Source organism: Kitasatospora sp. NPDC052896, from assembly GCF_044547075.1.
GTDB lineage: Bacteria > Actinomycetota > Actinomycetes > Streptomycetales > Streptomycetaceae > Kitasatospora.
This window is the reverse complement of sequence record NZ_JBITZU010000006.1, coordinates 388,796-413,691: the sequence shown is the minus strand read 5'-3', so window position 1 is coordinate 413,691 and position 24,896 is coordinate 388,796. Positions and strand designations below refer to the sequence as shown.

Here is a 24,896-nt window from a genome sequence, read left to right as displayed (position 1 = left end):
GGCAACCTCGTCGGCACCGCGAAACTCGCCAACGTGCAGCACGGACAGAGCTACAACATCTCCTTCGTCTGCAGATCAGACCCCAAGACCGTGGTAACCAGCACCGTAGCGGTGAAGTAACCACACCCCACCACCCCCACCAGCCACACCCACGCTCAACGAGCCGGTGGCCCCCGCCCCCAAGGCACGGGACCACCGGCTCACCCACACCCCGAAAGGACCCGGAACCACCAACCCACTGAAGTTGCGCCGGTCTGACAGACACCCATGGGCTTGCGAGCTACGCGACTGCGTGGAGCACGCTATGCGGTGTCTTCGCTGCGTGACGACGTTCGAACTCGGCTGGGCTGAGCTGGCCGTTGGCTGAGTTGCGGCGCCGGGGGTTGTAGGCGAAGAGGGCTTGCTCGACATGGTGTCGGGTGGGGAAGGTGGTGCGGTCGATGAGCTCCGTTTCGAGTGCGGCGAAGAAGCTCTCGGTGGCGGCGTTGTCGAAGCACGAGCCGGTGCGGCCGGTGGGGGGTCGGACGCCTGCCTCGTCGCATCGCTGACCGAACGTCAGGCCGGTGTATTGGGAGCCCTTGTCGCTGTGATGCACGAGGCCGGGGCGAGGCCGGCGGGCGGTGATCGCCATGGCGAGGGCGTCGGTGATCAGTTCGGTTCTCATGTGGTCGGCCATTGCCCAGCCGACGATGCTCGCGGTCTTGATGCCGGCGAGAATCGCTTCGATCGCGGATTCACGCTCCGGCCCCGGCGCGGCGAACTCGAGGACGGGAAGGTTGTCGACGTTCACACTGCCGGATTGAGCAGCTTCCAGTGCCCTTCGGAGACGACTTCGACGCCGCTGTCGGTCACCTTGATGGCGGTCTGAGCATCGATGGCGTACGCCGGACCCATTATCTCGGCGGCCCACCGTTCCGCCTCAGCCATGGTGTTCTCCGGACAATCCGGGCTGTCGAGGTGCGGGAAAATGGAGAAGTCGACGACTCCCAGCGCGCTGTCGTCACCGATGGGCGGCTTCCAGCCGACGAAGTCTTCCCCGATGCGGGGAGTCAGCACCATGCTCCCGGCACTGAGCCCTACGTAGACCGTGTCGCGCAGCGACGGCAAGAGGTCGGCCAGTCCGGACTCCCGCATCCAATGGCACAGGTACAGCGCATCGCCGCCGTTCACCAGCAGAGCGTCCGCCTCTCGGACCCAGGAAACCCAGCGCTCCTTGTCGATGCCGGGCAATGCGGTGAGCTCCAGCACGCCCACCGACTTCCACCCCAACTCGGTCATGGGGCTGGGGGACCGTCCGCTGATGAAACGCCACGGCCCGCCCGGATCCCCGTACTGGCCCCCATAGCCTGCGGTGGGGATGCAGAGGGCGCTGGCCTCGGCGATCGGTTTGCCCAGGAGATCGACCAGCGCCGCCAGAATGCTTGCGTTTCTGACGCCAGAGTCGGTAAGGAGAAGCTTCATCACGCCATCCTAGGCCGACGGTCACGTCAGCAACTGCTCGAACGGGGAAGCCACTTGCACCACGCCTGCTGCACCGCCCAGCTTGTGCTCGCAAGCCCTCTGAACTGCGGTGATCGCGACATTCTCGCGGCCTGAGTCAGCCCCACACACAGGAGGCCTGATGCCCTCCTTGTCGTCGCGCAGTTGCAGCAGGATCTCGCCGCGCGGGGTGGTGATGAAGGCGTCGGCGCTCGTGAAGTCGGTCGGGCCGGCGCTCCGTTGACGAGCCGGCAGGCAAAGCCCGTGGCTTGGGCGAGTTGGAGGGCGGTGAGCAGGCGGAGCGTGGTGGGCGGCAGCAGGCTCAGGGATTCCGTCGGCCGACTTCTGCAGCCGACCCCGGACGGGCCTCAACCTGCACTCCCGTGAGGCAGCGGACCTCACCGCGAGGTGGCTGGACTCCTTCGAGCAGACGGGCCGGGCCCTCTTCTTCCTGTGGTCCGAAGGCCAGCTCACACGGGACCTGCGTGACGTGATCACCCACCACGTGATCTTCCACTGGAACCGTCTCGGCATCCCTTGCCCCACCCAAGGCGCACTCGCCCTCGCTGCCCGAAGCACCGTCTTCGACAGCGCCCCCGCCCAGCTGATCACCCCAGCCGCCCCGCCGGACCAGTGGACAACCGCGAAATCGAAAGCGTCCCGTACGTCCCGGGCGCGCCGCGATTCGCCCGGAACCGCCCTGCTTGAAAAGGGAGTTCGAACACCGGGAGGATCATCACCCGTGAACGAAATCTGGGAGATCACGAACTCCCTTGCAAGTAGGCTGGATTCACACTTCGACCGCGCTGATGAGCAGCGCTGGACCGTGCAGGCCCTCAAGCTCCAGGAAGAGGCCGGCGAGGTCGCCGAGGCGGTCATCGGGGCGCTCGGCGCCAACCCCCACAAGGGCTTCTCGCACGACTGGGACGACGTGCGCAAGGAGGTCTGCGACGTGGCCCTGACCGCGCTGGTGATGCTCGCCCGGATGGGCGGCGACCCGCGCCGGTTCTTCGAGGAACACGCGCGCGGCGTCGCCGCCCGCAGCGATGCGGGGGTCTGATCCGTGGCCGATCGGCACGCCCGCCTCCTCGACGCCGCACTTCCTCTGGACATCGACGTCCGCCTGGCCGCGCTCCGCACCGGGGCACCCGTGGTCGACGAAGGGGGTGGTCGTCTTCCCCGACTCCGCCCGCCCGTACCCGTACCTGTGCACCGCACCGGCCCCGGCCCGCAGGGGACGGGCGCCGTCGCGGGGGCTGTCAGGCGGCCCCGTTGCCCTGGCGTGTCTGGGCGAGACGCCTCTCGAGTTCGGCGATGGTCGACGTCAGCTCTTCCACGCGGCGGCGGACGGTGTCCTCGGGCAGGAGCAGGGGGATGTGCTGGTTGCAGTTCCAGGTGGATCCCTCGATGGCGATGACGACGGCGCGCTCGACCTTGGCCTGGTACCCGTCGGCCGGAGCGAGACGGTTCAGCAGTTCGGGGTCGTCCAGCTCGGTGACGATCCTTGCGTGGCCGAACGCCTTGAGGCGCGCCTGGTAGGTGTAGTCGACGAAGAACAGCGCGACGCGGTCGTCACACGTCAGGTTGCCGACGCTGACGTACTGGCGGTTGCCGCGGTAGTCGGCGAAGGCGATGGTGCGCTCGTCCAGCACGTGGACGAAGCCGCGTGGCCCTCCCCGGTGCTGGACGTAGGGCCATCCCGTCTCGGTGACGCTCGCGAGGAAGAAGCTGTTGGCCTGGCCGATGAACTGTTCCTCGAATTCCCCGATGGGAGCATCGGGAGAGTCCTCGGCCCGGCCCTGGTAGGCGCGGTCGCTGCCGTGGGCCCGCTGCTGCTCGCGGACGGCCGGGGTGAAAGCGATCTGGGTGTAGCGGCTCATGGGTTGTTCCTTCCCTCGGTGGTGCGGGGCCGGGACTGTCGGGAAGGACGACGGCGTCAATGACACCGCGCTCGGCGGTGCGGGCCAGGTCGACCGTAGTAGTCCAGGTGAAGGACCTCCGCCGGCTCGGTCGAGCCGATCTTCCACGCGGCCTCGTGGTAGCCGGAGTTGCGTAGGTGGAGGTTGAGGCCGAGGTGGCGGGGTCCGCGGTCGTCACGGGCTCCTTCTCGGGGTGGGATGCGGGACGACCGGGATCGCTCATGTCGTGGACACGTCATGCGCTGGCAGGCGGGTTGCCTGTCGGCGGGTTTCCCACCGAAGGGGTGGGGCGTCTTGCTCTGCCGACCGGTGAGGCCGACCCGGCCGCCGCCCTTCGGCGGTCGGACTTCTTGCCCCGTACGCCGCCCGGGAACCCGAGGGCCGGCCCCCGCCTCGCGCCCGGGTCCTGGGCGCCGTCGCAGTGGGGTGGCGCCCGGGGAGACCCGGGTCAGAGGCCCTTGACCTCGTCCACGTCCAGCCCTCGGTCCACGCCGTGGGCGACGACCCGCTGACCGGGCTCCAGCTCGAGGCGCTTGCCGTCGAGGTAGACCTCGACCCTGTCGGGCTCGAAGGAGACCGTGCCGGCGATCCGGTCGACCTCGCGGTAGGGGTTGGCGTAGTACCAGGCGCCTCGAGCCACGCCGGCGACGTCGTAGTAGTCGCACAGCCCCTTGTAGGGGCAGAAGGTCTGCCCTTCGACGGAGGTCAGGTGCGTGCTGTCGATGTCGGCGAGCGGCACGTACCACCGCGGGGCGAAGCCGGACTCGAACAGGACGATCGGGTTCTGCGAGCGCGCGACCACGGTGTCCCCGACGCGGACCTCCAGGGTCCGGGAGGTGTCCCGGATGTCGATGCGGTGGTAGGGGTCGGCGGCGTGGCCGAGGATGCGCTCGTCTTCCTCGTAGAAGGCATCCATGGCCCGCCAGGCGAAAGCGATCCGGTCCTGGAAGTCCGCCGCGTACTCAGGCAGGTCGATCAGTTCCCAGGCGGCGCGCTGGGTTGCGCGGTCGCCGACGCTGACGGTGTACCACGCGGTGAGGCCGAGGTCCTTGTGCTGGGTGACCTTGTCGGCGGCGACCAGGGCGCCAGCCTTGACGCTCTCGCGGGGGAAGTAGGCGACGGGGTAGCGGCCGGGCTCGTGGAGCAGCACGACGTCGTCGCTGTCGGCGATCCAGGTGTCGTTGAACTTGACGCGCATGCGGCGGCGGAGCCGCTCGGCGAACAGCAGCCGCTCGGGCAGGGGGTCGGGAGTGAGGAAGTGTCCGACCGGTCCTGCTCCAAGAGGGCCTTGCTGCCAGGACAGTCCCATGGAATGTTCCTTCCGGGTGAGGGGCGGGTATGGCGACCGACCCCTGGGGCGGGTATGTGGGATGCCCCGATCAGGGCATCACCGGGCAGCTCGCACGGACGGATGCGCGGGTCGGAGACGGGTCCAGACGACCTTGCTCCTTACCGATCCCGATGCGGGGCTGGATTGCCGCTGCCGTCTGCCCAACCTTCCTGTGGGCCCCGAGTGGTTGCACACCCAGTCGACCACTCGATGCATAACCTGTCAAGTTCTCTTTGAAGGTTAGGTTTATCTTTTGCCGGCGACACCGGGGAGCGCGCGGGCCGGCCGCGCGCTCGAGGCAGGGCGGCATTGGCTCTCGAACGCGGACTGCCGGGCCGATGCCACGACGACCGGATCGACGCTGCTCGTCGACTCCGCCCACCTCGCTGACCCGGGCGTGCGCAGGCCTCCGCACTCGGCATCGGCCCACTGGGGACGCAGGCCCGGCGCGGGCCAGGGACATCCAGACCACAGGGCGGCGCGCCGCCTGGATGTGCACCAGCCGCCAGGTCGCGCGTTCGCGCAGGTCAGGCCAACTGGGGGCCGCCACGAGTCCGCCCCCGCTCCACCCTGGAATCCGGCCTGCCCGTCTTGCACGGCCGCCCACTCGCATGCTAACCAGAAAACCTAATTTATATGGTTAGCTAGCGTTGGACACAACCCACCAACCCCAGCCGCTGAGGTTAGGAGAAGTAATGAGCGAACGGGACCGGCAGCAGGCCCTGCTGGAGCTCCTGAACACAACGCCGACCGGAAGCCGGGGCCGCCGCTGCTGGATGGCGTCACGTCGCACCCGCGGGTCTCATCCGGGGGTATCGACTGGGCTCTGGAGGCTCCCAAGGGACGTGAGCTGGCCGTGGAGATGCTCATGACCTGGAGTGCGCTGCAGGAGTCGATGCCCGGGCGGCTGCGGCCGTGCGAGAACCCGGACTGCCAGCGGTTCCTGCTCGATCGGAGCAAGCCCAACAACGCCCACTGGTGCTCGATGGCCGCGTGCGGCAATCGCATGAAGGCGCGACGCCACCACGCGCGCACGCGCGCCGCCGCCGGGGAGTAATGGCCGGCAGCCCGCGAGAGGGCGGCGGGATCACTCCGATACGGCGGACGGTCAGCAACCCAGGCCAGGCGTGCCGCCTTCCGCGCCCACCGGGGTGATCCCCGCCGTTTCAAGGCCAAGATTTCAAGGCCAAGATGACGAATTGACCCCCGAAGCATCGGGCGGCGTCAGCGCCGCCGCCCGAGCCCGTGATTCCCCTGCGCGCCGGAGGGCGCGCGCCGGTCGCCCGGGGCCGCATCCCGAAGATCGAGCTGCTCGACGCCACCCATCGGGCGCCCCCGCTCCCATCCGTCGCCCGGCGGCGCCCCGGGCCCCACCATCGGCCGACCCCACCGGCTGCGAGCCGAGAGCCCGCCACCGAAACCCGGCCCGGTGCACGTGCGCCGATCGCAGGCGATCTGGACCAACGGCAAGGATCCGCAGGCCATGGGCACCGGCAGGCCATTTCGTACGACGGATGAGGCCCGCACCCCGCAAGAGTTGCCTAACCACTGAACGCGCATTGACAGGTTAGGTCGAAGCTGCTTGACTCGTCCTTGTCCACGAACGCGACAAAGGAGCTGAGTGAAATGGCCAACGCTGTGACCTACCGATCGGTCGACGTCGACGGGCTCAAGGTCTTCTACCGCGAGGCCGGCCCCAAGGACGCGCCGGCGCTGCTGCTGCTGCACGGCTTCCCGAGCGCCGGCCACATGTTCCGGGACCTGATCCCGCTGCTGTCCGACCGGTACCGGGTCATCGCCCCCGACCTGACCGGCTTCGGCCAGTCCGACATGCCCAGCCGCGACGAGTTCGACTACACCTTCGAGAACGTCGCCAAGGTGATCGACCGCTTCACCGAGGTCATCGACCTGCAGCGGTTCGCCGTCTACGTCTTCGACTACGGCGCCCCGACGGGGTTCCGCCTCGCACTGGCGCACCCCGAGCGGATCGCCGCGATCATCTCCCAGAACGGCAACGCCTACGAGGAGGGCCTGAGCGACGGCTGGGCACCCATCCGCGCGTACTGGGAGGACCGCTCCGAGGCCAACCGCGAGGCGCTGCGCGCCTTCCTGGCCCCGGAGACCACCGTGTGGCAGTACACGCACGGCACCTCCGACCCGGAGGCCGTGTCCCCCGACGGCTACAGCCTGGACAACCACTACCTGGCCCGGGCGGGCGCCGACGAGGTGCAGCTGGACCTGTTCGGCGACTACAAGTCGAACGTCGAGCTCTACCCGACGTTCCACGAGTACTTCCGCGAGCACACCCCCGCGTTCCTGGCGGTCTGGGGCCGCAACGACCCGTTCTTCCTGCCCGTGGGCGCGGAGGCCTTCAAGCGCGACAACCCCAACGCCGAGGTGCAGCTCTTCGACACCGGGCACTTCGCGCTGGAGACCCACGCGGTCGAGATCGCCGAGGCGATCCGCGGCTTCCTCGGCAAGGTCGAGTTCTAGAGCGGCTCACCGCCCAGGACCTGCCTGGGTTCGGTCGCGCAGAACCGCCGAGTTTCTGACATTCCGTCACCATCCAGCCGCACCTGGCGTGCCCGCATGCACGCCGCCGGCTCCCACAACCAAGGAGTTCTCACCATGTCTTCGGACATCACGGTCGTCCTCGTCCACGGCGCCTGGGCGGACGGTTCCAGCTGGAACAAGGTCATCAGCCGGCTCCAGGCCGCGGGCGTCCGTGCCGTCGCGGCGCCACTCCCCCTGACCTCGCTCAAGGACGACGTGGCGGCGCTGGAGCACACCCTGGACCACGTGGGAGGGCCGGTCGTCCTGGTCGGCCACGCCTACGCCGGCGGCGTGATCGGATCCACGGCGGCGGACAACGTCCGTGCGCTGGTGTACGTCGCGGCGCTCGCGCCGGATGAGGGCGAGACCGTCGGCGAGGTCTTCGGGCGCGGTACCCCGCACCCGGAGGCCCCGGCGCTGGCCCCGAACGAGCGCGGCTTCATGTGGCTGCCCGACGAGGCGTTCCCCAACGCGTTCGCGCAGCTGGCCACCGCCGAGGAGCAGGCTCTGCTGCGGGCGGTCCAACGGCCGATCAACGTCGCCTCGATCACCACTCCGGTGGGTCGCCCGCTGTGGAAGGACCGACCCAGCTGGTACCTGCTCGCCGAGCAGGACCGTATGATCCCGGCTGAGAACCAGCGCTTCATGGCGGGGCGCATGGGCGCCTCGGTGCGGGTGCACGACGTGGACCACACGCCGCTCGTGACGGCCCCGAACGTCGTCACCGACCTCATCACGGAGGTCGTGGAGCAGGTCGAGAAGGACTTGTAGCCGGCCTCGGCCCCCGGCCGACCGGTGGTGGAGGAACGGACACCCCCGACCGCGTCCACACCACCGGTCTCTCCGCGCGCCGTCACGGTGTCCTCGGTCCGGCGCGGGACGGCAGCCACGCGCCGGCTTCCCCCAGCCCTCACTCCTCGCGGGAACCGACCATGCCGACAGCAGAAGATCAAGCCGCAGTTCTACAGCTGGACCTGGCGTTCCGTGTTCACGCGGGGCAGTCCCCGCCGCCTCGGGTCGGCGACGAATCGGCGTACCAGTGCGTCGGACGGAGTCAACGTGATGGCCAGGATGTCGCGGTGCACCCTGGGCTCCATGCGGCGCACCGTGGCGGAGAAGCGCCCGGCCAGTGCGGAGACCGGCACGATCGTCACTCCCATCCCGGCTCCGGCGAGTTGGGCGGCGGTCCGCGGGCTGCGTGTCCTCAGCACCACGTCCAGTCGGGTGCCGTAGTCCGCGACGAACTCGTCGACCCATGCGCCCATGCCGTTGGTCGCGTCGTAGTGGACGAAGGGCTCCCCGGCGAGATCGGAGACCTTGACCGAGTCCCGGTCGGCGAAGGCGTGGTTCGGCGAGCTGACGATGACGACCTCCTCCTGGCCCAGGACCTCCACGTGAGCCGTGGTGGCGGTCGGCTCCGGCCCGACCACCAGGTCCGTGCCGTCGGCCATGAGTTCCTCGACCATGCGGTCGGCGCTGCTGAACTCCTGCAGGTCGAGCGATACCTGCGGCCACTTGGTGCGCCACTGGCGCAGCACGGGGACGAGCAGCCAGGCCGTCATCGTCTCCGCGCACGCGATCCGCAGGCGCCCCCCGAGCCCCTCCCCTACGCGGCGTCCTACCTGGACCGCCCGCTCGGCGGCCTCGAGTGCCAGCTTGGCCTCCTCGGCAGCTGCCCGGCCGGCGGCTGTGACCCGGATCCCCCGGGTCATCCGCTCCACCACCGGAGTGCCCAGTTCACGTTCCAGGGCCGCGATCTGGTGGGACAGGGCCGGCTGCGACATGTGCAGTGCGGCGGCCGCTTTGGTCACCGAACCCTCGTCGACCAAAGCCACCAGGCACTCCAGTGCCATCAGAGTGGCCATTCACGCTTCCTCGGGATCGTCACGGGTACACGCCGCCATCGTGCCGCACCCTTCACCACCCGGCCCCGACACGGCGGACGCTGCGCCGTCGTCGAAGCCGGGCCGTCCTTGGCTCACGATCTGGGGAACCCGACCTCCTGCACCGTCCACCTGTTGCCGTCGGGGTCCGCGAACTCGGCGAAGCTGGCGTAGTCCAGGCGCTCGGCGTGGACACCGGGCTCGAAGCCGCCCTGCCAGGATCCGACCGGGGACTTGTGCCTGATCTCGCCGACAGCCACACCGCCGGCGACCAGATCGGCCCGGGCCTGCTCGATGTCGGATACCACCAGGTACAGGCCACGGACCGAGCCCGGCGCGGCGTCACTGATTCCGACGCCGATCTGGACCGAGCAGGCCGACCCCGGCGGCGTCATCTGCACGACCCGGAAGCCGGGGTTGGGCGCGTAGTCCACGTCCAGGCAGAACCCCAACTGCTCGGTGTAGAAAACAAGGGACCGGTCGACATCGCGGACCGGAACAACGACCACCTCGAGCTTGAACTCCATGGAGACGTCTTGGCCAGCGCGGCTCGCGATCGCCAACACAGCCGCCATGCGCCATTTCGATGGACAAGCACGAAAATGCTAATGGCTGGTTTGCCCGTGGCCGGTCGCACACGTGGAAAAATCGCAATCACCTCATCGGCATGACCCACTATCAAGGTTTCGCGAGCACCCGACCTCAAACCCCGTGCCGTTTCCTTCGGACCGGGTCGGTCGCGCACACAGGAGAGCCACCATGGGGACGCTGCTGTCCGTCAACGTAGGTCTACCCGTCGACGTCACCTGGCGGGGCCGGACCATCCGGACGGGAGCATGGAAGTCCCCGGTGGACGGGCCCCGGATGGTGCGGCGCCTCAACATCGACGGCGACGGCCAGGGCGATCTCGCCGGGCACGGCGGCGAGATCCGCGCTGTCCTGGTCTACCAGGCCCAGTCCTACGCCTACTGGGTGCGCACCCTCGGGCGTCACGACCTGACGTCCGGCATGTTCGGAGAGAACTTCACGGTCGACGGCCTGCCCGACGACGAGGTGTGCATCGGGGACCGCTACCGCATCGGCGAAGCGGAGTTCGAAGTCACCCAGCCGCGTGTGACCTGCTACCGGGTGGGGATGCGCCTGGGGGAACCCGACATGGCCTCACTGCTGGTCGCCGCCCACCGCCCCGGCTTCTACCTGCGCGTCCTGACCGAGGGGCGGGTACGGGCCGGCGACGAGATCACCCTGCTCGCCAAGGGCCCCGAGGAACTGACCGTGGCCGAGGTCGACGCCCTCCTCTACCTGCCCGACCGCGACCGCGACAAGCTGCGCCGGGCGCTGAACGTCCCGGCTCTCAGCCCGGGCTGGCGGCAGTCGTTCAAGGAACTCGCCGAACCGCCCAAGCCCGCCCGACCGGCCGGCTGGCCGGGCTTCAGGCCGCTGCGCGTCGCCGAGGTCGTCCCCGAGACCCCCACCGTGTCCTCCATCCGCCTCGAAGACCCAGACGGCGCCCCGCTGCCGCCGGCGCAGGCCGGGCAGTTCCTGTCGATCCGCGTCCAGCCCGGCCATGGCCCGGTCACGGTACGCAGTTACTCGCTGTCCTCCGCGCCCGGAGCGGACAGCTACCGCATCAGCGTCAAGCGGGAACCGCACGGCCTGGTGAGCGGCTACATCCACACCAAGCTCCGGGCCGGCGACACCGTCGACGTCGCCAGCCCTCGCGGCGGCTTCGTCCTGGAAGCCGGGCCCCGGCCCGTGGTCCTGGGCATGCGACATCCCCACCCGCTGGTCGTGCCGCACCGGGGTGTGCCACACCTGCGTGACCGAGCTCGTTTCCGGAGAGGTCGACTACGTCCCCGAGCCCCTGGAAGCCCCCGAACAAGGACAGATCCTGGTCTGCTGCAGTCGGCCGACCACCGAGGTCGTCCTCGATCTGTAAGGGCCAACCGCCTACCCCCGCCGGACACCCCGGTGTTGACTCTTCCACGGCGCCCCGCACCCGACACCACATGACGGCCCCCGTCACCGGCCGTCACTGATGCTGCCTCGGGACGTGCCGCGCGATCGCCACTACCAGAAAGGTCGAGCAGTGACGGATTGGACCACCTCACAGTCCGCAGGAAAGCTCTCACTCGAACAAGCCAGAAGGCTCGGCCGTGCCGTGTGCTTCAAGACAGGACCGCCCGGGAACGCGGGCGTCGAACTCGAATGGCTGGTCCTCGACCGCACGCAGCCGCGCCTGCCCGTGGCGCCCGAGCGCCTCGACGCGGCCCTCGCGTCGCTCCCGGCGAGAGACGGCCGACTGCCCAGCGGGACCGTGCTGACCCGCGAGCCGGGCGGCCAACTGGAACTGAGCACTCCCTGCGCGCCCGGCCCGCTCGCGTGCGTCACCACCGCCACGGCCGACCTCGCCCTCGTCCGGCAGGCCCTGGACCACCACGGCCTGCACCTGGCCGGCTACGGCCTGGACCCCTTCCGCGATCCGCCGCGCGTGCTGGAGCACCCGCGCTACGCGGCGATGGAGGCCTACCTCGACCGGATCGGCCCGTGGGGCCGGATGATGATGCGCGCCACCGCGGCCGTGCAGCTCAACCTGGACGCCGGCACCGAGAACGGCGGACTCGACGGCTACCGCGCCCGCTGGCAGCTGGTCCACCGGCTCGGCCCGCTCCTGGTCGCGGCCTTCGCCAACTCCCCGCTGTGGCAGGGCCGGCCCACCGGCTGGCGGTCCACCCGCCAGGCCGTCTGGGAGCGCCTGGACCCGAGCCGCACCCGCCCCCCGCAGAGCCTCCCCCCGGACGCCGACCCCCGCGACACCTGGACGCGCTTCGCGCTCGACGCCGGCCTGCTGTGCCTGCGGCGCGAGGCGCCCGCGGACTGGACCTCCCCGCCCGGCCACACCTTCGCCTCCTGGCTCGACGGCAGCGTCACCGAACGCCCGCCCACCCGCGCGGACCTCGACTACCACCTCAGCACGCTCTTCCCGCCGGTCCGCGCGCGCGGCTGGCTGGAGCTGCGCATGATCGACGCCCAGCCGGGCGACGGCTGGCTCGTCCCGGCGCTCGTCACCACCGTGCTGCTGGACGACCTGGCCGCCGCGGAGGCCGCCTGGACGGCCACCGAGCCGCTCTGCCCCGCCACCTCCCCCTTCCCGCCGGGGAGCATGTGGAGCCGGGCGGCACGGCTGGGCGCGTCCAGCCCCGAACTCGCCAAAGCCGCAATGGCCTGCTTCGAGGCCGCGGACGCGGCCCTCGCCCGCGCGGGTGCCCCCGCGCCGCTGCGCGCAGCGGTCACCGCCTTCGCCGAGCGGTACACCGCACGCGGACGATGTCCCGCCGACGACCTCCTGGACGACCTGAGCGCCGCCGGTCGCCCCACCCACCCGGAAGGACTCCCGCGATGACCGCGACCGCCCGCCCCAGCCAGCCGGCGAGCACCCCGACACCGACCGACGACGATGCGGCTCACCCGTCCGGCACCGCAGGAGCGTCCGGGACGCTCCCCGCTCCCGAGGCCCTGCGCACGGCAGCGCGGGAGGCGCTGGAGCGGGCGCGAGCGCGCACCCTCGCGCTGACGGACTGCCTGGACGAGCAGGAACTCGCCGCTCAGCACTCGCGGCTGATGTCGCCGCTGGTCTGGGACCTGGCGCACATCGGCAACCAGGAGGAGATCTGGCTGGTCCGCGCCGCGGGCGGCCAGGACGCGATCCGCCCGGACCTGGACCCGCTCTACGACGCGTTCCAGCACCCGCGCGCCGAGCGTCCCTCACTGGCGCTGCTGCCGTCCGACCCCGCCCGCCGCTACGTCGCCGTCGTGCGTGAACGCGCCCTCGCCGTCCTGGACGCCGCGCCACTCGACCACGACACGGCGGATCCGCTGCTCGCCAACGGCTTCGTCTTCGGCATGGTCGCCCAGCACGAGCAGCAGCACAACGAGACCATGCTCGCCACCCACCAACTGCGCCGCGGCCCCGCTGTCCTGCACGCCCCGCAGCCCGCCCCGGCGCCCGCCGACGCCGCGGACCTGCCCGCCGAGGCATGGATCCCCGCAGGCCCGTTCAGCATGGGCACCGATGACGAACCGTGGGCGCTCGACAACGAGCGCCCGGCCCACCGCCTCGACGTGCCCGGCTTCTGGCTGGACACCGTGCCCGTCAGCAACCGCGCCTACCAGGCCTTCATGTCCGACGGCGGCTACGAGGACCCTAGTTGGTGGACCACCACCGGCTGGGCCCACCGCATCCAGGCGAACCTGCACGCGCCCCTGTTCTGGCAGCGCGCCGAAGATGCCGACGCCGTCGAAGGCGGGTGGCTGCGCCGCCGCTTCGGCGTCCTCGAGCCCGTGCCGCTGGACGAACCGGTCATGCACGTGAGCTGGTACGAGGCCGAAGCCTACGCCCGCTGGGCCGGGCGGCGCCTGCCGACGGAAGCCGAATGGGAGAAGGCCGCCCGCCACGACCCCGCCACCGGCCGCTCCCGCCGCTATCCGTGGGGCGACGCCGCGCCGACGCCGGAGCGGGCCAACCTCGGCCAGCAGCACCTCCAGCCCGCCCCCGTCGGAAGCTTCCCGGCCGGCCAGTCACCGTACGGCGTGCGGCAGCTGATCGGGGATGTGTGGGAGTGGACCTCCAGCGACTTCACGCCGCATCCGGGCTTCACGGCCTTCCCGTACCAGGAGTACTCGGAGGTCTTCTTTGGCCCTGACTACAAGGTGCTGCGCGGCGGCGCGTTCGGCGTGGACCCGGTGGCCTGCCGCGGCACCTTCCGCAACTGGGACTACCCGATCCGCCGCCAGATCTTCGCCGGCTTCCGCACCGCCCGCGATGCGCGCCCGGACGACGGTGCGGAGGCGCGGAACTGATGTGTCGCCACCTCGCCTACCTCGGACCGGTGGTGCCGCTCGCCGAGATCGTCCTGCAACCGGGGCGGGGACTGTACGAGCAGTCCTGGTCCCCGCGTCGGCAGCGCCACGGAACCGTCAACGCGGACGGCTTCGGGCTCGGCTGGTACCCCGAACCCGGCGCGCCCGGCCCGGACGAGGAAGCCTGGGCCCCCGAACCCGCCCGCTATCGCCGCGCGGTTCCGATCTGGGCCGACCCGAACCTCCCCGAGCTGGCGGGCGCGGTGCGCAGCGGCGCGATCCTCGCCGCGGTGCGCTCGGCGACGGCCGGCACCACGCAGGACGAGTCGGCCGCGGCCCCGTTCCGCGACGGGCGACGGCTCTTCAGCCACAACGGCGCGGTCGCGGACTGGACCCGCCTCCCGGCGGCCATCGCCGCCTCCGGCGGACCGGGTGCGGACGCGCCGCTGGACAGCGCCGCGTTGCTCGCGCTCGACGCGCACAGCGACTCCGCGCTGCTGTGGGCCATGCTGGTGCGCCGGATGCGCCGCGGTGAGCCGGCCGGTGGCGCGCTCGCCGCGCTGGTGCGGCAGGTCGCCTCGGTCCGCCCGGACGCCCGGCTCAACCTCCTGCACACCGACGGTGCGACGATCACGGCCACCCGCTTCGGCGACACCCTCTGGTACCGGCACGCACCGGGCCGCGTCCTGATCTCCTCCGAACCCGACGACGAACCCGCGACGCCCGCGACGGGCCCCTGGCAGGAGGTCCCCGACCGCTCCCTGCTCCTCGCGACCCGCTCCGGCGTCCGGATCATGCCCTTGCGTCCGCCGACGGAGCCTCGGCTCCCCCCAACGGAAGCGGCCGACAGCCCTTCCCGTCCCGACCGTTCCTCCCGCAGGCCCGACCGCGGCCTGCCCGCCCACGGCGGATCAGAACCCGAGAGAGTCACCATGAGCACGCAGCGACCCCGCTTCACCCTGGACGACCGGCTCCCCGCCGACCACCTGGCGAAGGCCCTGCACACCGACGTCACCGCCGGCCTCACCGCCGACCCAAAAACGCTGCCGCCCAAGTGGTTCTACGACGCCTTGGGGAGCGACCTGTTCGAACAGATCACCCGCCTCCCCGAGTACTACCCGACCCGCGCCGAGCAGGAGATCCTCACCCGCCGCGCCCCCGAGATCGCCGCCCTCACCCGCGCCGGCACCCTCTTCGAGCTCGGCTCCGGCTCCTCCCGCAAGACCCGTCTGCTCCTCGACGCGCTCACCGCCGCCGGCACGCTCTCCTGCTACGCCCCGCTCGACGTCAGCCCCAGCGCGCTGGAGCAGGCAGGGGCCGCGCTCATCCGCGACTACCCGGGACTGCGCGTCGCCGCGACCGTCACCGACTTCGAGGCCGACCTCACCCTGCCCGCGGACGCTCCCGGACCGCGGCTGGTGGCGTTCCTCGGCAGCACCATCGGCAACCTCGACCCCACGCAACGCGCGGCCTTCTACCGCTCGCTGCGGCTCACCCTCAGCGCCGACGACGTGCTGCTGCTCGGCGCCGACCTGGTCAAGGACCGCGAGGCCCTGGTCCGCGCCTACGACGACAGAACGGGCGTGACCGCGGAGTTCAACAAGAATGTGCTGAACGTGCTCAACCGCGAACTGGACGCCGACTTCGACCCCGACGCCTTCGCGCACGTGGCGCTGTGGAACGAGGAGCACCAGCGCATCGAGATGCACCTGCGATCGCTGCGCGCGCAGACCGTCAAGGTCCCGGCGCTGGACCTGTCCGTGGAGTTCGCGGCCGACGAGCTGATGCGCACGGAGATCTCCTGCAAGTTCCGACGCGATTCCCTCACCGAGGAGTTGGCGGCGGGCGGCCTGACCGTCCGGCACTGGTGGACCGACGACGCGGAGCGCTTCGCCCTGCTGCTGGCCGTACCGAGCCGCTGAACGCGGACAGCCTCGTGACCGGCGAGAGTTCCGCCGGTCACGAGGCTTCTTGCTGTGCGTACCGGTTCGACCGTGTCGCACCGGGTTCCGTCCGGGGCTCGCACCCCGGCTGGCCGGTGGCTGGCTGGTGGTCCTGGCGATCGGAGCCTTGACCGCTCAGCTCTTCGCGGTCGCGACGCCGGTGCGGAGGCGACGCTGCTGGTTGAGGGTCTCCAGCAGTCGGAGCCAGATCTCGCTCGGCGTCGGGTAGCTGGGGACGGCATGCCACAGGGCGGACAGGGGGATCCAGCGCGTCCCGGCCCGGCGCGGGCGCCGACGCGGCCAGGCCGATGGCCAGACCTGAGACGACCGGATCGATGCCGCTGGCGAGAAGGGCGCCCCATGCCGCGACGGCCAGGGTGGCGAAGACCGGCTTGCGCGCCCCGTAAGCCACGACGGCTGCGGCCAGCGCGGCCATGTTGATGTGCCTGCTGTAGACGGCGGCGATCACGACCAGGGAGAGGAGGTCGTCGACGACGAAGACCGTGAGGATGTACGCCCGGACGCGCTCGGGAACACCGCGGGCCACGAGCGGGAACACCGCCAGCGCGAGAGCGGTGTCGGTCGACATCGCGGCCCCCAGCCGCTTGCGCCCGCCCCGGCGCGGTTGATCGCCAGGTAGACCAGGACCGGGACGATCAGGCCCGCCAGCCCCGCAGCGACCGGGACCACCAGCCAGCGACGGTGTCGAGCTGGGTGCGGACCGCCTCGGTGGTGGGCTGGGCAAAGACCGTGCGGGCGCGGACGTGACAAAGCCACTGGGGGGCGCGGGGACTGCCTCCAAGGACTCCGGGGTCACGCATGTTCGACGATCGGAGGTCAAGGAGCAAGCTGAGCGCCCGCATGGTGCTGGCTGCTTGTCAGAGGGCTGTGCGCGCCTTCGCGGTGGAGCCCCTCACTCCGACGCGGCAGAACCGTCTACTCGTCGCGAGCCTGCTCCAACGCCGCGTCTCGCGTCCGTTGGTAGTGGCGCCGTACCTTCATTCGGTTGCCGCAGACCGCCATCGAGCACCAGCGGGCCTTGTTGGTCTTGCTGCGGTCGATGAGGAACAGTCTGCACTCCGGGTTCGCGCATGCCCTCAGACGGCCGGGCATCGTTTCCTGGAGTGCGCTCCACGCCAGCACGGCTTCGACGGCCATCCGTCGGTCTTCGCGGGTGTCCACCTCCCACAACACGCCCTCTGCCGAGACGAGAGGCCTGGAGACGACACCCTTCAGGATGGGATTCAACGAGTTGGCCGGCTGGTCGCCGCGGACCACGTCTTGGATAGCCTTGCGGGCCTGGAGCAGGTTGCGCAGCTCCGCCGGGGATCCGTTGCCCCCGTGAGCCCGCTGCCAAGCGCTCGCCGCCGCCGGATCTGCCAGCTTGTCCTCGACCGTACCGCTCGGCATGGGCGTGCTGTTGAGGAGGCCCAGCAGGGTCTCGTGCTGTTCGTTCCCGCTCACCTGCACGCGCCTCCTAACCAACCAATGTCAATATACAGGTTACAGGAGCGTGTGCGTTCCAACCATCCATCCACGGGGAACTGGTTGGTCGGAGCGGGTGGTCTCGCCAGGCTCGATGAGGCTGCCGCCCTGGCGAGCAGAACGAACCGCCTGCCTGCACCTGACCGACTGACCGCGCCGGCCGCCACGGCGAAGCCGACAGCGACCTTGAATAGGACCCACTGACCTGGCGTCGTTGAACAGGTTCTCCGGCTGGAGCAGCACCTGGGCCCGTCCCGGCAGAGCCACGCGCCGGCCCAGCGCGGTGACGGCCACGGGACGGAACTGACCAGCGCGGGGTGCCTATTTCCGCATGTAGTCCTCGACGGCGTCGACGACCAGATTTTTGACCGCCTCCGGCTGGAAAACAAGGGACACGTGCGAGGAGTCTATCTCCACCGTCTTGCGGGCATTCGCCCGCTTCGCTTCGAATCGCTCCAGGCTCGGATTGATCGCCCGGTCCTGCTTGCCGACAAGGGCGTAAACGGGCTTGTTCCGCCATGCGGCTCCGGTGAGCTTCTCCGTGAACGCCGACAGTGCGATCGGGCGCTGCGTGGCTGCCAGAATTTCGGTCCGGCTCGTGGACAGGTCCTCGGCGAAGACCAGGTGCAGTCTGTCCGGCTGTACATATACGTCCGTGCCGGTAGTGCCGTCCCCATTACGGAAGGGCACCTGCTTCAAAGCCTTGGTGAGTTCAGGGGGAGCGAACTTCGCCCAGAGGCCGGAGAACGACTCCCCCACATCGGGCATGATCGCATTGATGTACACCAGGGCCTTGACATTGTCCTTTCCGAACACCCGGGTACCTTCCCGGATGGCGTCCCGTGGAGTGGCGTGGCAGGGCCCATGGAGTGACCCCTGGCCATGGGACGACCGTCGCCCAACTCTTCGATTAGAAGCACGAGTTCACCGGGTCCTGCGCGACAGCCTTGCCCTGGCCTGATCCGGAAGTCATCTCATTTGGTGATTCTTCGGAGACAGATGAGTGCTGCTGCGGTGGTGGCGAAGGCTGCGGAGTGGTTGGCTTTGCGCTCGTAGCGGCGGTGGAGGCAGCGGAAGCCGCGCAGCCAGGCCACGGTCCGCTCGATGTTGAGCCCACGTGCAACCGGTCGTGGCCACGAACGCGATCACCGCCAGCAGCTACCGGTCCCCGCGTCGGCGCCGGCCACCGCCCTGGGGTCGTGTGGGCGCCGCCGGTACCACCCGCTGGAACAGCTCCTACACCTCGTCCGACACCAGGCGCCCCACGATCGTCGCGCCAGCAGCCTACAAGCCCCAATGAGACGACTTCTAAATGATGTTGAGGCAGTCGAGGAACGGTGTCGCGGCGGATGCGTCGCCCGTCATGCGGCAGTAGTCACGCCAGGGTTTGCGGGTGGTGGCCCACACGATGAAGTCGATTGCCGTGCTGTGGACCTGGGTGGTGGCGTCCGCGTCCGCTCCGGGTGCCACGCTCAGCAACCCGTCCGGCCGGGTCGCGGGGAGGATGGTGACAGTGGTGGCGCCCGGCCCGGTCAGGTCGAGGACGAGGGGCCGGCCGACGGTGGCGGTGAGTTCGGGCCCCTGCATCTGGGGGAGGCCGGCGAGCATGAAGTCGACGGCGGCGGCGACCTGGCCGTCGGTCGGTTCCGGCAGGGTGAAGGGGAGCGGGCCGCCCGGGGCGAGCATGTCGTTGCGCAGGTGGCAGAAGACGTTGAACGCCATGGTGTTCGCCAGGAGGTGGCGCGGATACGTCCCGAGCCCGGGCACCTCCACAAGCTCGTCGGCCCTGGGCGGTTCCTGGGCCGCTTCGAGGAGGTCCAGCTGCCGGGGGGTGCTGTGCCGCCACTCGTCCAGGACTTCCGCGTGGCTCCAGCCACGGCGTTCGTCGACGCGCAGGTCGTGGTAGCGCTCGCGGTTCTTGGGAAGTGAGGGGTCGGGCGGTGGCGGGTCCACCGCCTCGGAGGCGAGGGCCGCGAGGTGGGCCAGCACGTCGATGACGCGCCAGCCGTCGCACGCGGAGGGCAGGTCCCATTGCTCGTCGTCCACCCGGGGGATGATGTCCGCCAGTTGCGCCGTGCTCGAACGCGCGGCGGCCATGCCGGCACGGGTCATTGTTCCTCCCTCTCTGGAAGGGGCGGCCTGGTCAGGATGCGGCCTGGCGGGACATGCGGTAGGTCGCGGCGACGTCCGCGCGGCCGAGTCCGTCATCGACCGCGAGGCGGAGGCGTTCGCGTACGACTTCGGCGATGCCCAGGTGCAGGCCGGCGGCGCGGGCGGTGTCGGTGACCAGTCTCGCGTCCTTGGCGGCCGCTTCGAGGGGGAAGGAGGGGGTGTCGAGGTCGTCGTCGATCATCTTCGGGCCCTTGCTCTGGACATACGTGCTATTGAGGCCACTGCTGTCGAGGACGTCGATGACAAGGCGTGGGTCCAGCCCAAGGGTGGCGGCGAGGGTGAGGGACTCAGCGATGCCCTCGACGGTGGTCAGGACCCAGGCGTTGTAGGCGAGTTTGAGGCTGCTCGGTTGGCCGACCTCGTCGAGCCACACGGTGCGTGAACCAACCGCCTCCAGGACCGGTCGCACCTCTTCCCGTGCCTCCCGCTGTGGGGAGGCCGCCAGGACGGTCAGAGTGCCGGCCACGGCCGGTTCCTTGGTCCCCAGGAGGGGAGCCTCGACGTACGCGACATTCAGCCCGGTCGCCTGTTCCGCGAGACGGCGGCCCCCGTCCGGGGAGACCGTGCACGTCTGCACCCACACCGTGTGGCCACCCAGACCATCACGGGCCTGGTCCATCACATCGGCGACCACCTTCTCGTTCGCGAGCGCGGTCAGGACGACGTCGGCGCCGCGGCAGGCTTCGGCCGGCGTGTCGCACACGGCGGCGCCGGCGTCGGCCAGCGGTTCGGCGGCGGCGCGGTCGCGGTTCCACACGCGCAGTCCCAGTCCCGCCGCCGCGATGTTGCCTGCCATGGCCTTCCCCATGGTGCCCGTGCCGAGCACCGCGACCACGGGCCTTCCCTGCCTGGACGACGGGGTCCGGTTCGCTCCACTCATCGTCGCACCTCCATGCGCTCGGCGGGCCGCGCGCCGCGACGGCCAGCGCGCATGCCTGTGGTGTCGGCCACCGCCCGGTACCAGGAGTCAGGCGTCCTGGCCGATCCAGACGGTCTTGGCGTTCATGAACTCCCGCATCCCGAGGTCGGACAGCTCGCGTCCGTAGCCGCTGCGTTTGACGCCGCCGAAGGGGATCTCGGGGTAACTGGTCGTGTTGCCGTTGATGAAGGCCATACCCGACTGCACGTCGCGGACGAAAGTTCGCGTTCCGCCTCGTCCTCGCTCCACAGGTTCGACCCGAGGCCGTAGGGATGCCCGTTGGCCTCCCGCAGGGCCTCCTCCAGGGAGGGCACCATCCACACCTGCGCCACCGGGCCGAAGACCTCCTCGTGGTACATGTTCATCTCCGGCGTGATTCCGGTCAGCACAGTGGGGGGTAGAACCAGCCAGGCCCGTCCGGGCGTTCGCCGCCCAGCAGCACCGTCGCCCCCCGTGGTGATCATCCGGCTGACGCTCTCGGCCTCCTTCTCCAGACGGTCGGCCGCACGCAGCAGGCACCCGGCCCGCTCCTCGACGCTCGTCAGTCGGTACGAGGCGGCCGCTGCCGCCGCCCGGGCGAGCTTGTCCTCCAGCTCCTCAGGAGTCAGTTCTTCGAACCTCCTGAGGACCTCACCTGTCACAGGACTTGTGGTTGCGGTGGCCATGAATCCACGCTATGACCAGCCGACAAGAGCCGCAAATACGCCTATTTACACTCCCTTTCACTCCGCGAAGCGGGGCGCTCACCGTCGGGAGCCATGCCCTCCGCGCCAGCCAGAACCCCTTCCGACGAACGAGTCCGAGCCGCTGGCTCCACCCCGCAGAACCCACCAACCCCGGAGGAACCCCGTGGTATCGACATCTGTGAGCCGGATCGTTCCGGCCACCCTGCCCGCGTTTGGCAGCTCACCGGCGGGTTCGGCGCTCTGACCGACTGGCTGCCCCACATCCGTGAGAGCACGCTCGACGAAGGCGGCCGCACCCGGCGGCTGAAGAACCCCGACGGAAGCACGGTCGTGGAACGTCCTGTCAACTTCAACGAGACGGAACGGCCTGGACCGCGATCGGAACGGTCCCCCGCCGCAGACCGTGCCTGATCCGACGGTCGGCCACTTTGACGATCCGTCACTTCGTCGAAGCCCTGACCCGGATCCTGAGCAGGGGTCACCAACCACTGTGCACACTGTTGGTAGCCCTTGAGCATTGCTCTCTCGTGCGCTGCCAATACCCGATTGGCCTACTTGAGTTGCTTTCCTCGGCGGAATGCGTCGATCATAATCGTGCAACGCTCCCGGGCCGGAATGCTTCACTTGTTGCCCCGAGAGGGAGCGTCCTCGCGCATGACAGCCAGCACGCCGGCATGCCTCAGTCCACTCTCGGTGAACGGTCAAAGCGTCGACGACTGCGGGACCAACAACATGAAAGGAAGCACTCGGCATGGCGAATGCGGAACTCAGGAAGGTCCTCATCACGGGAGCCGGCACCGGCTTCGGGTTCGAAGCCGCCATGCGCCTGGCCGAGAAGGGCTTCGACGTGATCGCCGGGGTGGAGATCTACGCTCAGGTGCAAACACTGAAGTGGCAGGCGGTCGAGCGCGGAGTCAAGCTTCAGGTCGAGAAGCTCGACGTCACGAACGACGGCGACCGTCGCAAGGCCCTCAACTGGGGCGTGGAAATCCTCGTGAACAACGCCGGTGTCGGCGAAGGCGGCTCCACGGTTGACATTCCCGAGTCGAACATTCGGCACCAGTTCGAGGTCAACGTCACCGGGCCCCTGGTCCTCACCCAGGGGATCGCCAAGCAGATGATCAAGCGCGGGGCAGGCCGCATCGTCTGGGTTTCTTCGAGGGAAGGCCTGAACGTCAACCCGTTCACTGGTATCTACTCCGCCTCCAAGCACGCAGTCGAGGCCATCGCCGAGACTATGGCCTACGAGCTGCAGGAGCACAGAATCGAAGTCGCCACGGTCAATCCTGGGCCCTTCCTGACCGGGTTCAACGACCGCATGTTCCAGACCTGGGAGAGCTGGGAGGATGATCCGTCCCAGCGGCTCTTTGACTACTCCAAGCTCTCCTTCCCCCGCGCGCAGTTCGATCCTGAAGCGGTCTATGCGACCTTGACGGCCGTCGCTGCCGGCGAGGTCGACAGTTACCGCAATTTGGAGCCCAAGTCGATGCTTGAAGAAACCAAGCATCTTCAGGAGGTTCCGTGGGAGCGCAAGATCTCGGACGGCCTTGGGACCCGGCACCCGGCCATCCAGCATTCCTACGAGATGAAGCCGGAGACTCCTGTCGCCAAGTGACCCCCCACGCCCCAGGTGACCGTGAGCAGAAGAGGCTCCTGAGTCGCGCCGGTGGTCGCGCACGGCCCATTCCCCGCTGCTGCAAGAACGCTCCTGCCCGAGGACAGCCGGTTGTGGAAAGCAGCAGCAGTCATTTCGTGAAGTCCGACGGTGGACCGGGCTGTCGCACTCCGAGCCATGCGCTGGCACGAGCGCACAACACTCACGAGACGCCGAAAGGACATCAGTTCCTGTCAAACCGATCGTGTTGCAGGATCGCTACCGCTATCGCAACTGCGGCACCGCGTAGACGCTGGAGGAACGGACGAGGCTTGGGATCACCGGGCGACTGACTCGGCGCTCGGCGTTGGCGTGCTCGACGCAGATCCGACGGGAGGACTGGCGGCGGCGCTTCGTCGGACTCACCCCCGTGCGGTTCCGCGAACCGGTGCCCGAGGCGGCCACCCGGCTCGCACCACCCATCGGGCTGAGCGGCGTCGACGACTACCTCACCTGCGTCTTCGGCGCCCGCCGGGAGCAGTTCGTGGCCACTGCCGGATTACCCCGCGACCGGCTCCGAGCGGAAGGCCTGGTCGATGTTGTCCTCGACCCAGGAGCGGAGCGCGTTGAGCGGCACCGCGGCGCTGCGGCCGAGCGCCGTGAGGGAGTACTCGACGTGCAGCGGGACCGCGGGGTAGACCGTGCGGTCGAGGATGCCGAAGTCCTCCAGGCGGCGCAGGGTCTGGGTCAGCACCTTGGGGCTGACGCCCTGGAGCCGGCGCTGGAGCTCGCCGAACCGCTGCGGCCCGCCCTCCATGGCGCCGATGGCCAGCGCGGCCCACTTGTTGGCGAGCAGGTCGAGCAGCGCGCGGCAGGGGCACTGGGCGGCGTAGACATCGTGGTGCAAGTGCTGGCCGCTGGGGCAGGTGGTCGTCATGTTCGCTCTCCTCACCAGGTCACTTCCCAATGGGAAGTAGCAGACCTTGAAGGTAACTATACCCGCGGGGATAGCGTCGTCGACGTCAAGGGAGAGGCCGTCAACGGCCCTCCGCAGGGTGCTGTTTCAGGAGATGACGCATGTCCGCAGACACGATGCGCGCGGTGGTCCAGGACACCTTCGGCGGCCCGGAGGTGCTGCGGGTCGCCGAGGTGCCGAGGCCGCAGCCGCTGCCCACCGAGGTGCTGGTGCGGGTGCACGCCGCCGGGATCAATCCGGTGGACTGGAAGACCCGCGGCGGTACCGGCATGGCCGGGCTGCTGGGCGAGCCGCCGTTCACCCTCGGCTGGGACGTCTCCGGAGTGGTCGAGGAGGTCGGCTTCGGCGTGACCACCCTCGAGGTCGGCGACGAGGTGTACGGCATGCCGTGGTTCCCCCGCGTCGCGAACGCCTACGCCGAGTACGTCACCGCCCCGGCCCGCCAGTTCGCCCGCAAGCCCGCCACCCTCGACCACGTGCACGCCGCCGCCGTCCCGCTGGCGGCACTGACCGCCTGGCAGGCCGTCGTCGACACCGCACACGTCCAGGCCGGGCAGCGCGTCCTGATCACCGCCGCCGCAGGCGGGGTGGGCCACTTCGCCGTCCAGTTCGCCCGCCACCTGGGCGCCCACGTCATCGCCACCGCCAGCGCCGCCCGCCACCCCTGGCTCAAGGAACTCGGCGCGAACCGGAGCATCGACTACACCACCACCCGCTTCGAGGACGCCGCCGCCGACATCGACATCGTCATCGACCTGGTGGGCGACGCCCACGACCTCACCAGCACCCGCTCGCTGAAGGTCCTGCGCCCCGGCGGCCTGCTGGTCGCCATCCCGCAGGGTGTCTCCCCCGAGCTGGCGCAGGCCGCCGACGCGGCCGGCGTGCGGGTCACCGCGTTCCTGGTCGAGCCGGACGGCGCCGCACTGACCGCGATCGCCGGCCTGATCGACGCCGGCGAGGTCGCCGTCGAGGTGGAGCAGACCTTCCCCCTGGAGCAGGCCGGCGCGGCCCACGCCCGCGGCGAGGCGGGCCGCACCCGCGGCAAGCTCGTCCTCACTTCCACCAACTGACCACCCCGACAAGGCTCTTGGAGTGAC

At 69.9% G+C, this 24,896-nt stretch carries 22 protein-coding genes and 5 pseudogenes; 12 read left to right on the top strand and 15 right to left on the bottom strand.

Annotated elements, in window-relative coordinates:
- Positions 1 to 280: 280 nt before the first annotated feature.
- Together ACIGXM_RS16355 and ACIGXM_RS16350 are read right to left on the bottom strand one after the other, a co-directional pair.
- On the bottom strand, positions 281 to 790 hold the full coding sequence (locus ACIGXM_RS16355) for a DDE-type integrase/transposase/recombinase (RefSeq protein ID WP_396561259.1): 510 nt from the start codon (positions 788 to 790) through the stop codon (positions 281 to 283).
- Positions 787 to 1,461, bottom strand: coding sequence for a Type 1 glutamine amidotransferase-like domain-containing protein (locus tag ACIGXM_RS16350; protein ID WP_396561257.1), 675 nt, complete (start codon positions 1,459 to 1,461; stop codon positions 787 to 789). The genes ACIGXM_RS16355 and ACIGXM_RS16350 overlap by 4 nt, the downstream gene beginning before the upstream one ends.
- A 760-nt stretch (positions 1,462 to 2,221) precedes the next feature.
- On the opposite strand from ACIGXM_RS16350, the gene ACIGXM_RS16345 reads away from it, so the two are divergent.
- Positions 2,222 to 2,539: a MazG-like family protein gene (locus ACIGXM_RS16345; protein ID WP_396561255.1), complete on the top strand. Its 318-nt coding sequence runs from the start codon at positions 2,222 to 2,224 to the stop codon at positions 2,537 to 2,539.
- Between the two features lie 199 nt (positions 2,540 to 2,738).
- Here the strand turns inward: ACIGXM_RS16345 and ACIGXM_RS16340 are convergent, their stop codons facing one another.
- Together ACIGXM_RS16340 and ACIGXM_RS16335 are read right to left on the bottom strand one after the other, a co-directional pair.
- Positions 2,739 to 3,359 (bottom strand): pyridoxamine 5'-phosphate oxidase family protein, encoded by a 621-nt coding sequence (locus ACIGXM_RS16340; RefSeq protein WP_396561253.1) that lies wholly within the window; start codon positions 3,357 to 3,359, stop codon positions 2,739 to 2,741.
- 487 nt (positions 3,360 to 3,846) lie between these two features.
- A complete protein-coding gene (locus ACIGXM_RS16335; protein WP_396561251.1) occupies positions 3,847 to 4,707 on the bottom strand; it encodes a DUF427 domain-containing protein in 861 nt (286 codons plus the stop codon).
- An 883-nt stretch (positions 4,708 to 5,590) separates the two neighbouring features.
- Here ACIGXM_RS16335 and ACIGXM_RS16330 point away from each other — a divergent pair.
- The 3 genes from ACIGXM_RS16330 (at position 5,591) to ACIGXM_RS16320 (ending at position 8,052) form a co-directional block, all read left to right on the top strand.
- Positions 5,591 to 5,785 (top strand): CGNR zinc finger domain-containing protein, encoded by a 195-nt coding sequence (locus ACIGXM_RS16330; protein WP_396561282.1) that lies wholly within the window; start codon positions 5,591 to 5,593, stop codon positions 5,783 to 5,785.
- A gap of 569 nt (positions 5,786 to 6,354) precedes the next feature.
- Positions 6,355 to 7,221 (top strand): alpha/beta fold hydrolase, encoded by an 867-nt coding sequence (locus ACIGXM_RS16325; RefSeq protein WP_396561249.1) that lies wholly within the window; start codon positions 6,355 to 6,357, stop codon positions 7,219 to 7,221.
- 135 nt (positions 7,222 to 7,356) lie between these two features.
- A complete protein-coding gene (locus ACIGXM_RS16320) occupies positions 7,357 to 8,052 on the top strand; it encodes an alpha/beta fold hydrolase (RefSeq protein ID WP_396561247.1) in 696 nt (231 codons plus the stop codon).
- Positions 8,053 to 8,243: 191 nt separating this feature from the next.
- Here the strand turns inward: ACIGXM_RS16320 and ACIGXM_RS16315 are convergent, their stop codons facing one another.
- Entirely contained in the window at positions 8,244 to 9,146 is a 903-nt protein-coding gene (locus ACIGXM_RS16315; RefSeq protein WP_396561245.1) for a LysR family transcriptional regulator, read from the bottom strand.
- 113 nt (positions 9,147 to 9,259) lie between these two features.
- Entirely contained in the window at positions 9,260 to 9,691 is a 432-nt protein-coding gene (locus tag ACIGXM_RS16310) for a VOC family protein (RefSeq protein ID WP_396561243.1), read from the bottom strand.
- 232 nt (positions 9,692 to 9,923) lie between these two features.
- On the opposite strand from ACIGXM_RS16310, the pseudogene ACIGXM_RS16305 reads away from it, so the two are divergent.
- The 6 genes and pseudogenes from ACIGXM_RS16305 to egtD all read left to right on the top strand — a co-directional run.
- Positions 9,924 to 10,835 (top strand): annotated as a pseudogene (locus ACIGXM_RS16305) (MOSC domain-containing protein); the annotation flags it as partial.
- Positions 10,836 to 10,968: 133 nt separating this feature from the next.
- Positions 10,969 to 11,103, top strand: a complete 135-nt coding sequence (locus ACIGXM_RS16300; RefSeq protein ID WP_396561281.1) for a 2Fe-2S iron-sulfur cluster-binding protein — start codon at positions 10,969 to 10,971, stop codon at positions 11,101 to 11,103.
- A 222-nt stretch (positions 11,104 to 11,325) separates the two neighbouring features.
- Positions 11,326 to 12,567, top strand: a complete 1,242-nt coding sequence (egtA, locus tag ACIGXM_RS16295) for an ergothioneine biosynthesis glutamate--cysteine ligase EgtA (RefSeq protein ID WP_396561241.1) — start codon at positions 11,326 to 11,328, stop codon at positions 12,565 to 12,567.
- Entirely contained in the window at positions 12,564 to 14,024 is a 1,461-nt protein-coding gene (egtB, locus tag ACIGXM_RS16290) for an ergothioneine biosynthesis protein EgtB (RefSeq protein WP_396561239.1), read from the top strand. Before egtA ends, egtB begins: the two co-directional genes overlap by 4 nt.
- Positions 14,024 to 14,767: pseudogene (egtC, locus tag ACIGXM_RS16285) on the top strand (ergothioneine biosynthesis protein EgtC); the annotation flags it as partial. The gene egtB and the pseudogene egtC, both read left to right, overlap by 1 nt.
- Before the next feature lie 189 nt (positions 14,768 to 14,956).
- A complete protein-coding gene (egtD, locus tag ACIGXM_RS16280; protein WP_396561280.1) occupies positions 14,957 to 15,946 on the top strand; it encodes an L-histidine N(alpha)-methyltransferase in 990 nt (329 codons plus the stop codon).
- 370 nt (positions 15,947 to 16,316) lie between these two features.
- Here egtD and ACIGXM_RS16275 read toward each other — a convergent pair.
- From ACIGXM_RS16275 to ACIGXM_RS16240, 8 genes and pseudogenes are all read right to left on the bottom strand, one after another.
- Positions 16,317 to 16,657 (bottom strand): annotated as a pseudogene (locus ACIGXM_RS16275) (Na+/H+ antiporter NhaA); the annotation flags it as partial.
- Positions 16,658 to 16,903: 246 nt separating this feature from the next.
- Positions 16,904 to 17,431, bottom strand: a complete 528-nt coding sequence (locus ACIGXM_RS16270) for a CGNR zinc finger domain-containing protein (protein WP_396561237.1) — start codon at positions 17,429 to 17,431, stop codon at positions 16,904 to 16,906.
- A gap of 342 nt (positions 17,432 to 17,773) precedes the next feature.
- Positions 17,774 to 18,268 carry an alpha/beta hydrolase gene (locus ACIGXM_RS16265; protein ID WP_396561235.1) on the bottom strand — a complete coding sequence of 165 codons (495 nt, stop codon included), beginning with the start codon at positions 18,266 to 18,268 and terminating at the stop codon, positions 17,774 to 17,776.
- A 267-nt stretch (positions 18,269 to 18,535) separates the two neighbouring features.
- A pseudogene (locus ACIGXM_RS16260) lies at positions 18,536 to 18,685 on the bottom strand (IS5/IS1182 family transposase); the annotation flags it as partial.
- 75 nt (positions 18,686 to 18,760) lie between these two features.
- Complete coding sequence (locus ACIGXM_RS16255) at positions 18,761 to 19,564, bottom strand: maleylpyruvate isomerase family mycothiol-dependent enzyme (RefSeq protein ID WP_396561233.1); 804 nt, start codon at positions 19,562 to 19,564, stop codon at positions 18,761 to 18,763.
- A 31-nt stretch (positions 19,565 to 19,595) separates the two neighbouring features.
- Entirely contained in the window at positions 19,596 to 20,459 is an 864-nt protein-coding gene (locus ACIGXM_RS16250) for an NAD(P)-dependent oxidoreductase (protein WP_396561231.1), read from the bottom strand.
- Positions 20,460 to 20,591: 132 nt separating this feature from the next.
- Positions 20,592 to 20,750, bottom strand: coding sequence for an aldehyde dehydrogenase family protein (locus ACIGXM_RS16245; RefSeq protein WP_396561229.1), 159 nt, complete (start codon positions 20,748 to 20,750; stop codon positions 20,592 to 20,594).
- A gap of 80 nt (positions 20,751 to 20,830) precedes the next feature.
- Positions 20,831 to 21,208, bottom strand: a pseudogene (locus ACIGXM_RS16240) (aldehyde dehydrogenase family protein); the annotation flags it as partial.
- Between the two features lie 772 nt (positions 21,209 to 21,980).
- Here ACIGXM_RS16240 and ACIGXM_RS16235 point away from each other — a divergent pair.
- Positions 21,981 to 22,844, top strand: coding sequence for an SDR family oxidoreductase (locus ACIGXM_RS16235; protein WP_396561228.1), 864 nt, complete (start codon positions 21,981 to 21,983; stop codon positions 22,842 to 22,844).
- A gap of 538 nt (positions 22,845 to 23,382) precedes the next feature.
- Here ACIGXM_RS16235 and ACIGXM_RS16230 read toward each other — a convergent pair.
- Positions 23,383 to 23,760 carry a winged helix-turn-helix transcriptional regulator gene (locus ACIGXM_RS16230; protein ID WP_396561226.1) on the bottom strand — a complete coding sequence of 126 codons (378 nt, stop codon included), beginning with the start codon at positions 23,758 to 23,760 and terminating at the stop codon, positions 23,383 to 23,385.
- Between the two features lie 140 nt (positions 23,761 to 23,900).
- On the opposite strand from ACIGXM_RS16230, the gene ACIGXM_RS16225 reads away from it, so the two are divergent.
- Entirely contained in the window at positions 23,901 to 24,869 is a 969-nt protein-coding gene (locus tag ACIGXM_RS16225; protein ID WP_396561224.1) for an NADP-dependent oxidoreductase, read from the top strand.
- Positions 24,870 to 24,896 lie beyond the last annotated feature (27 nt).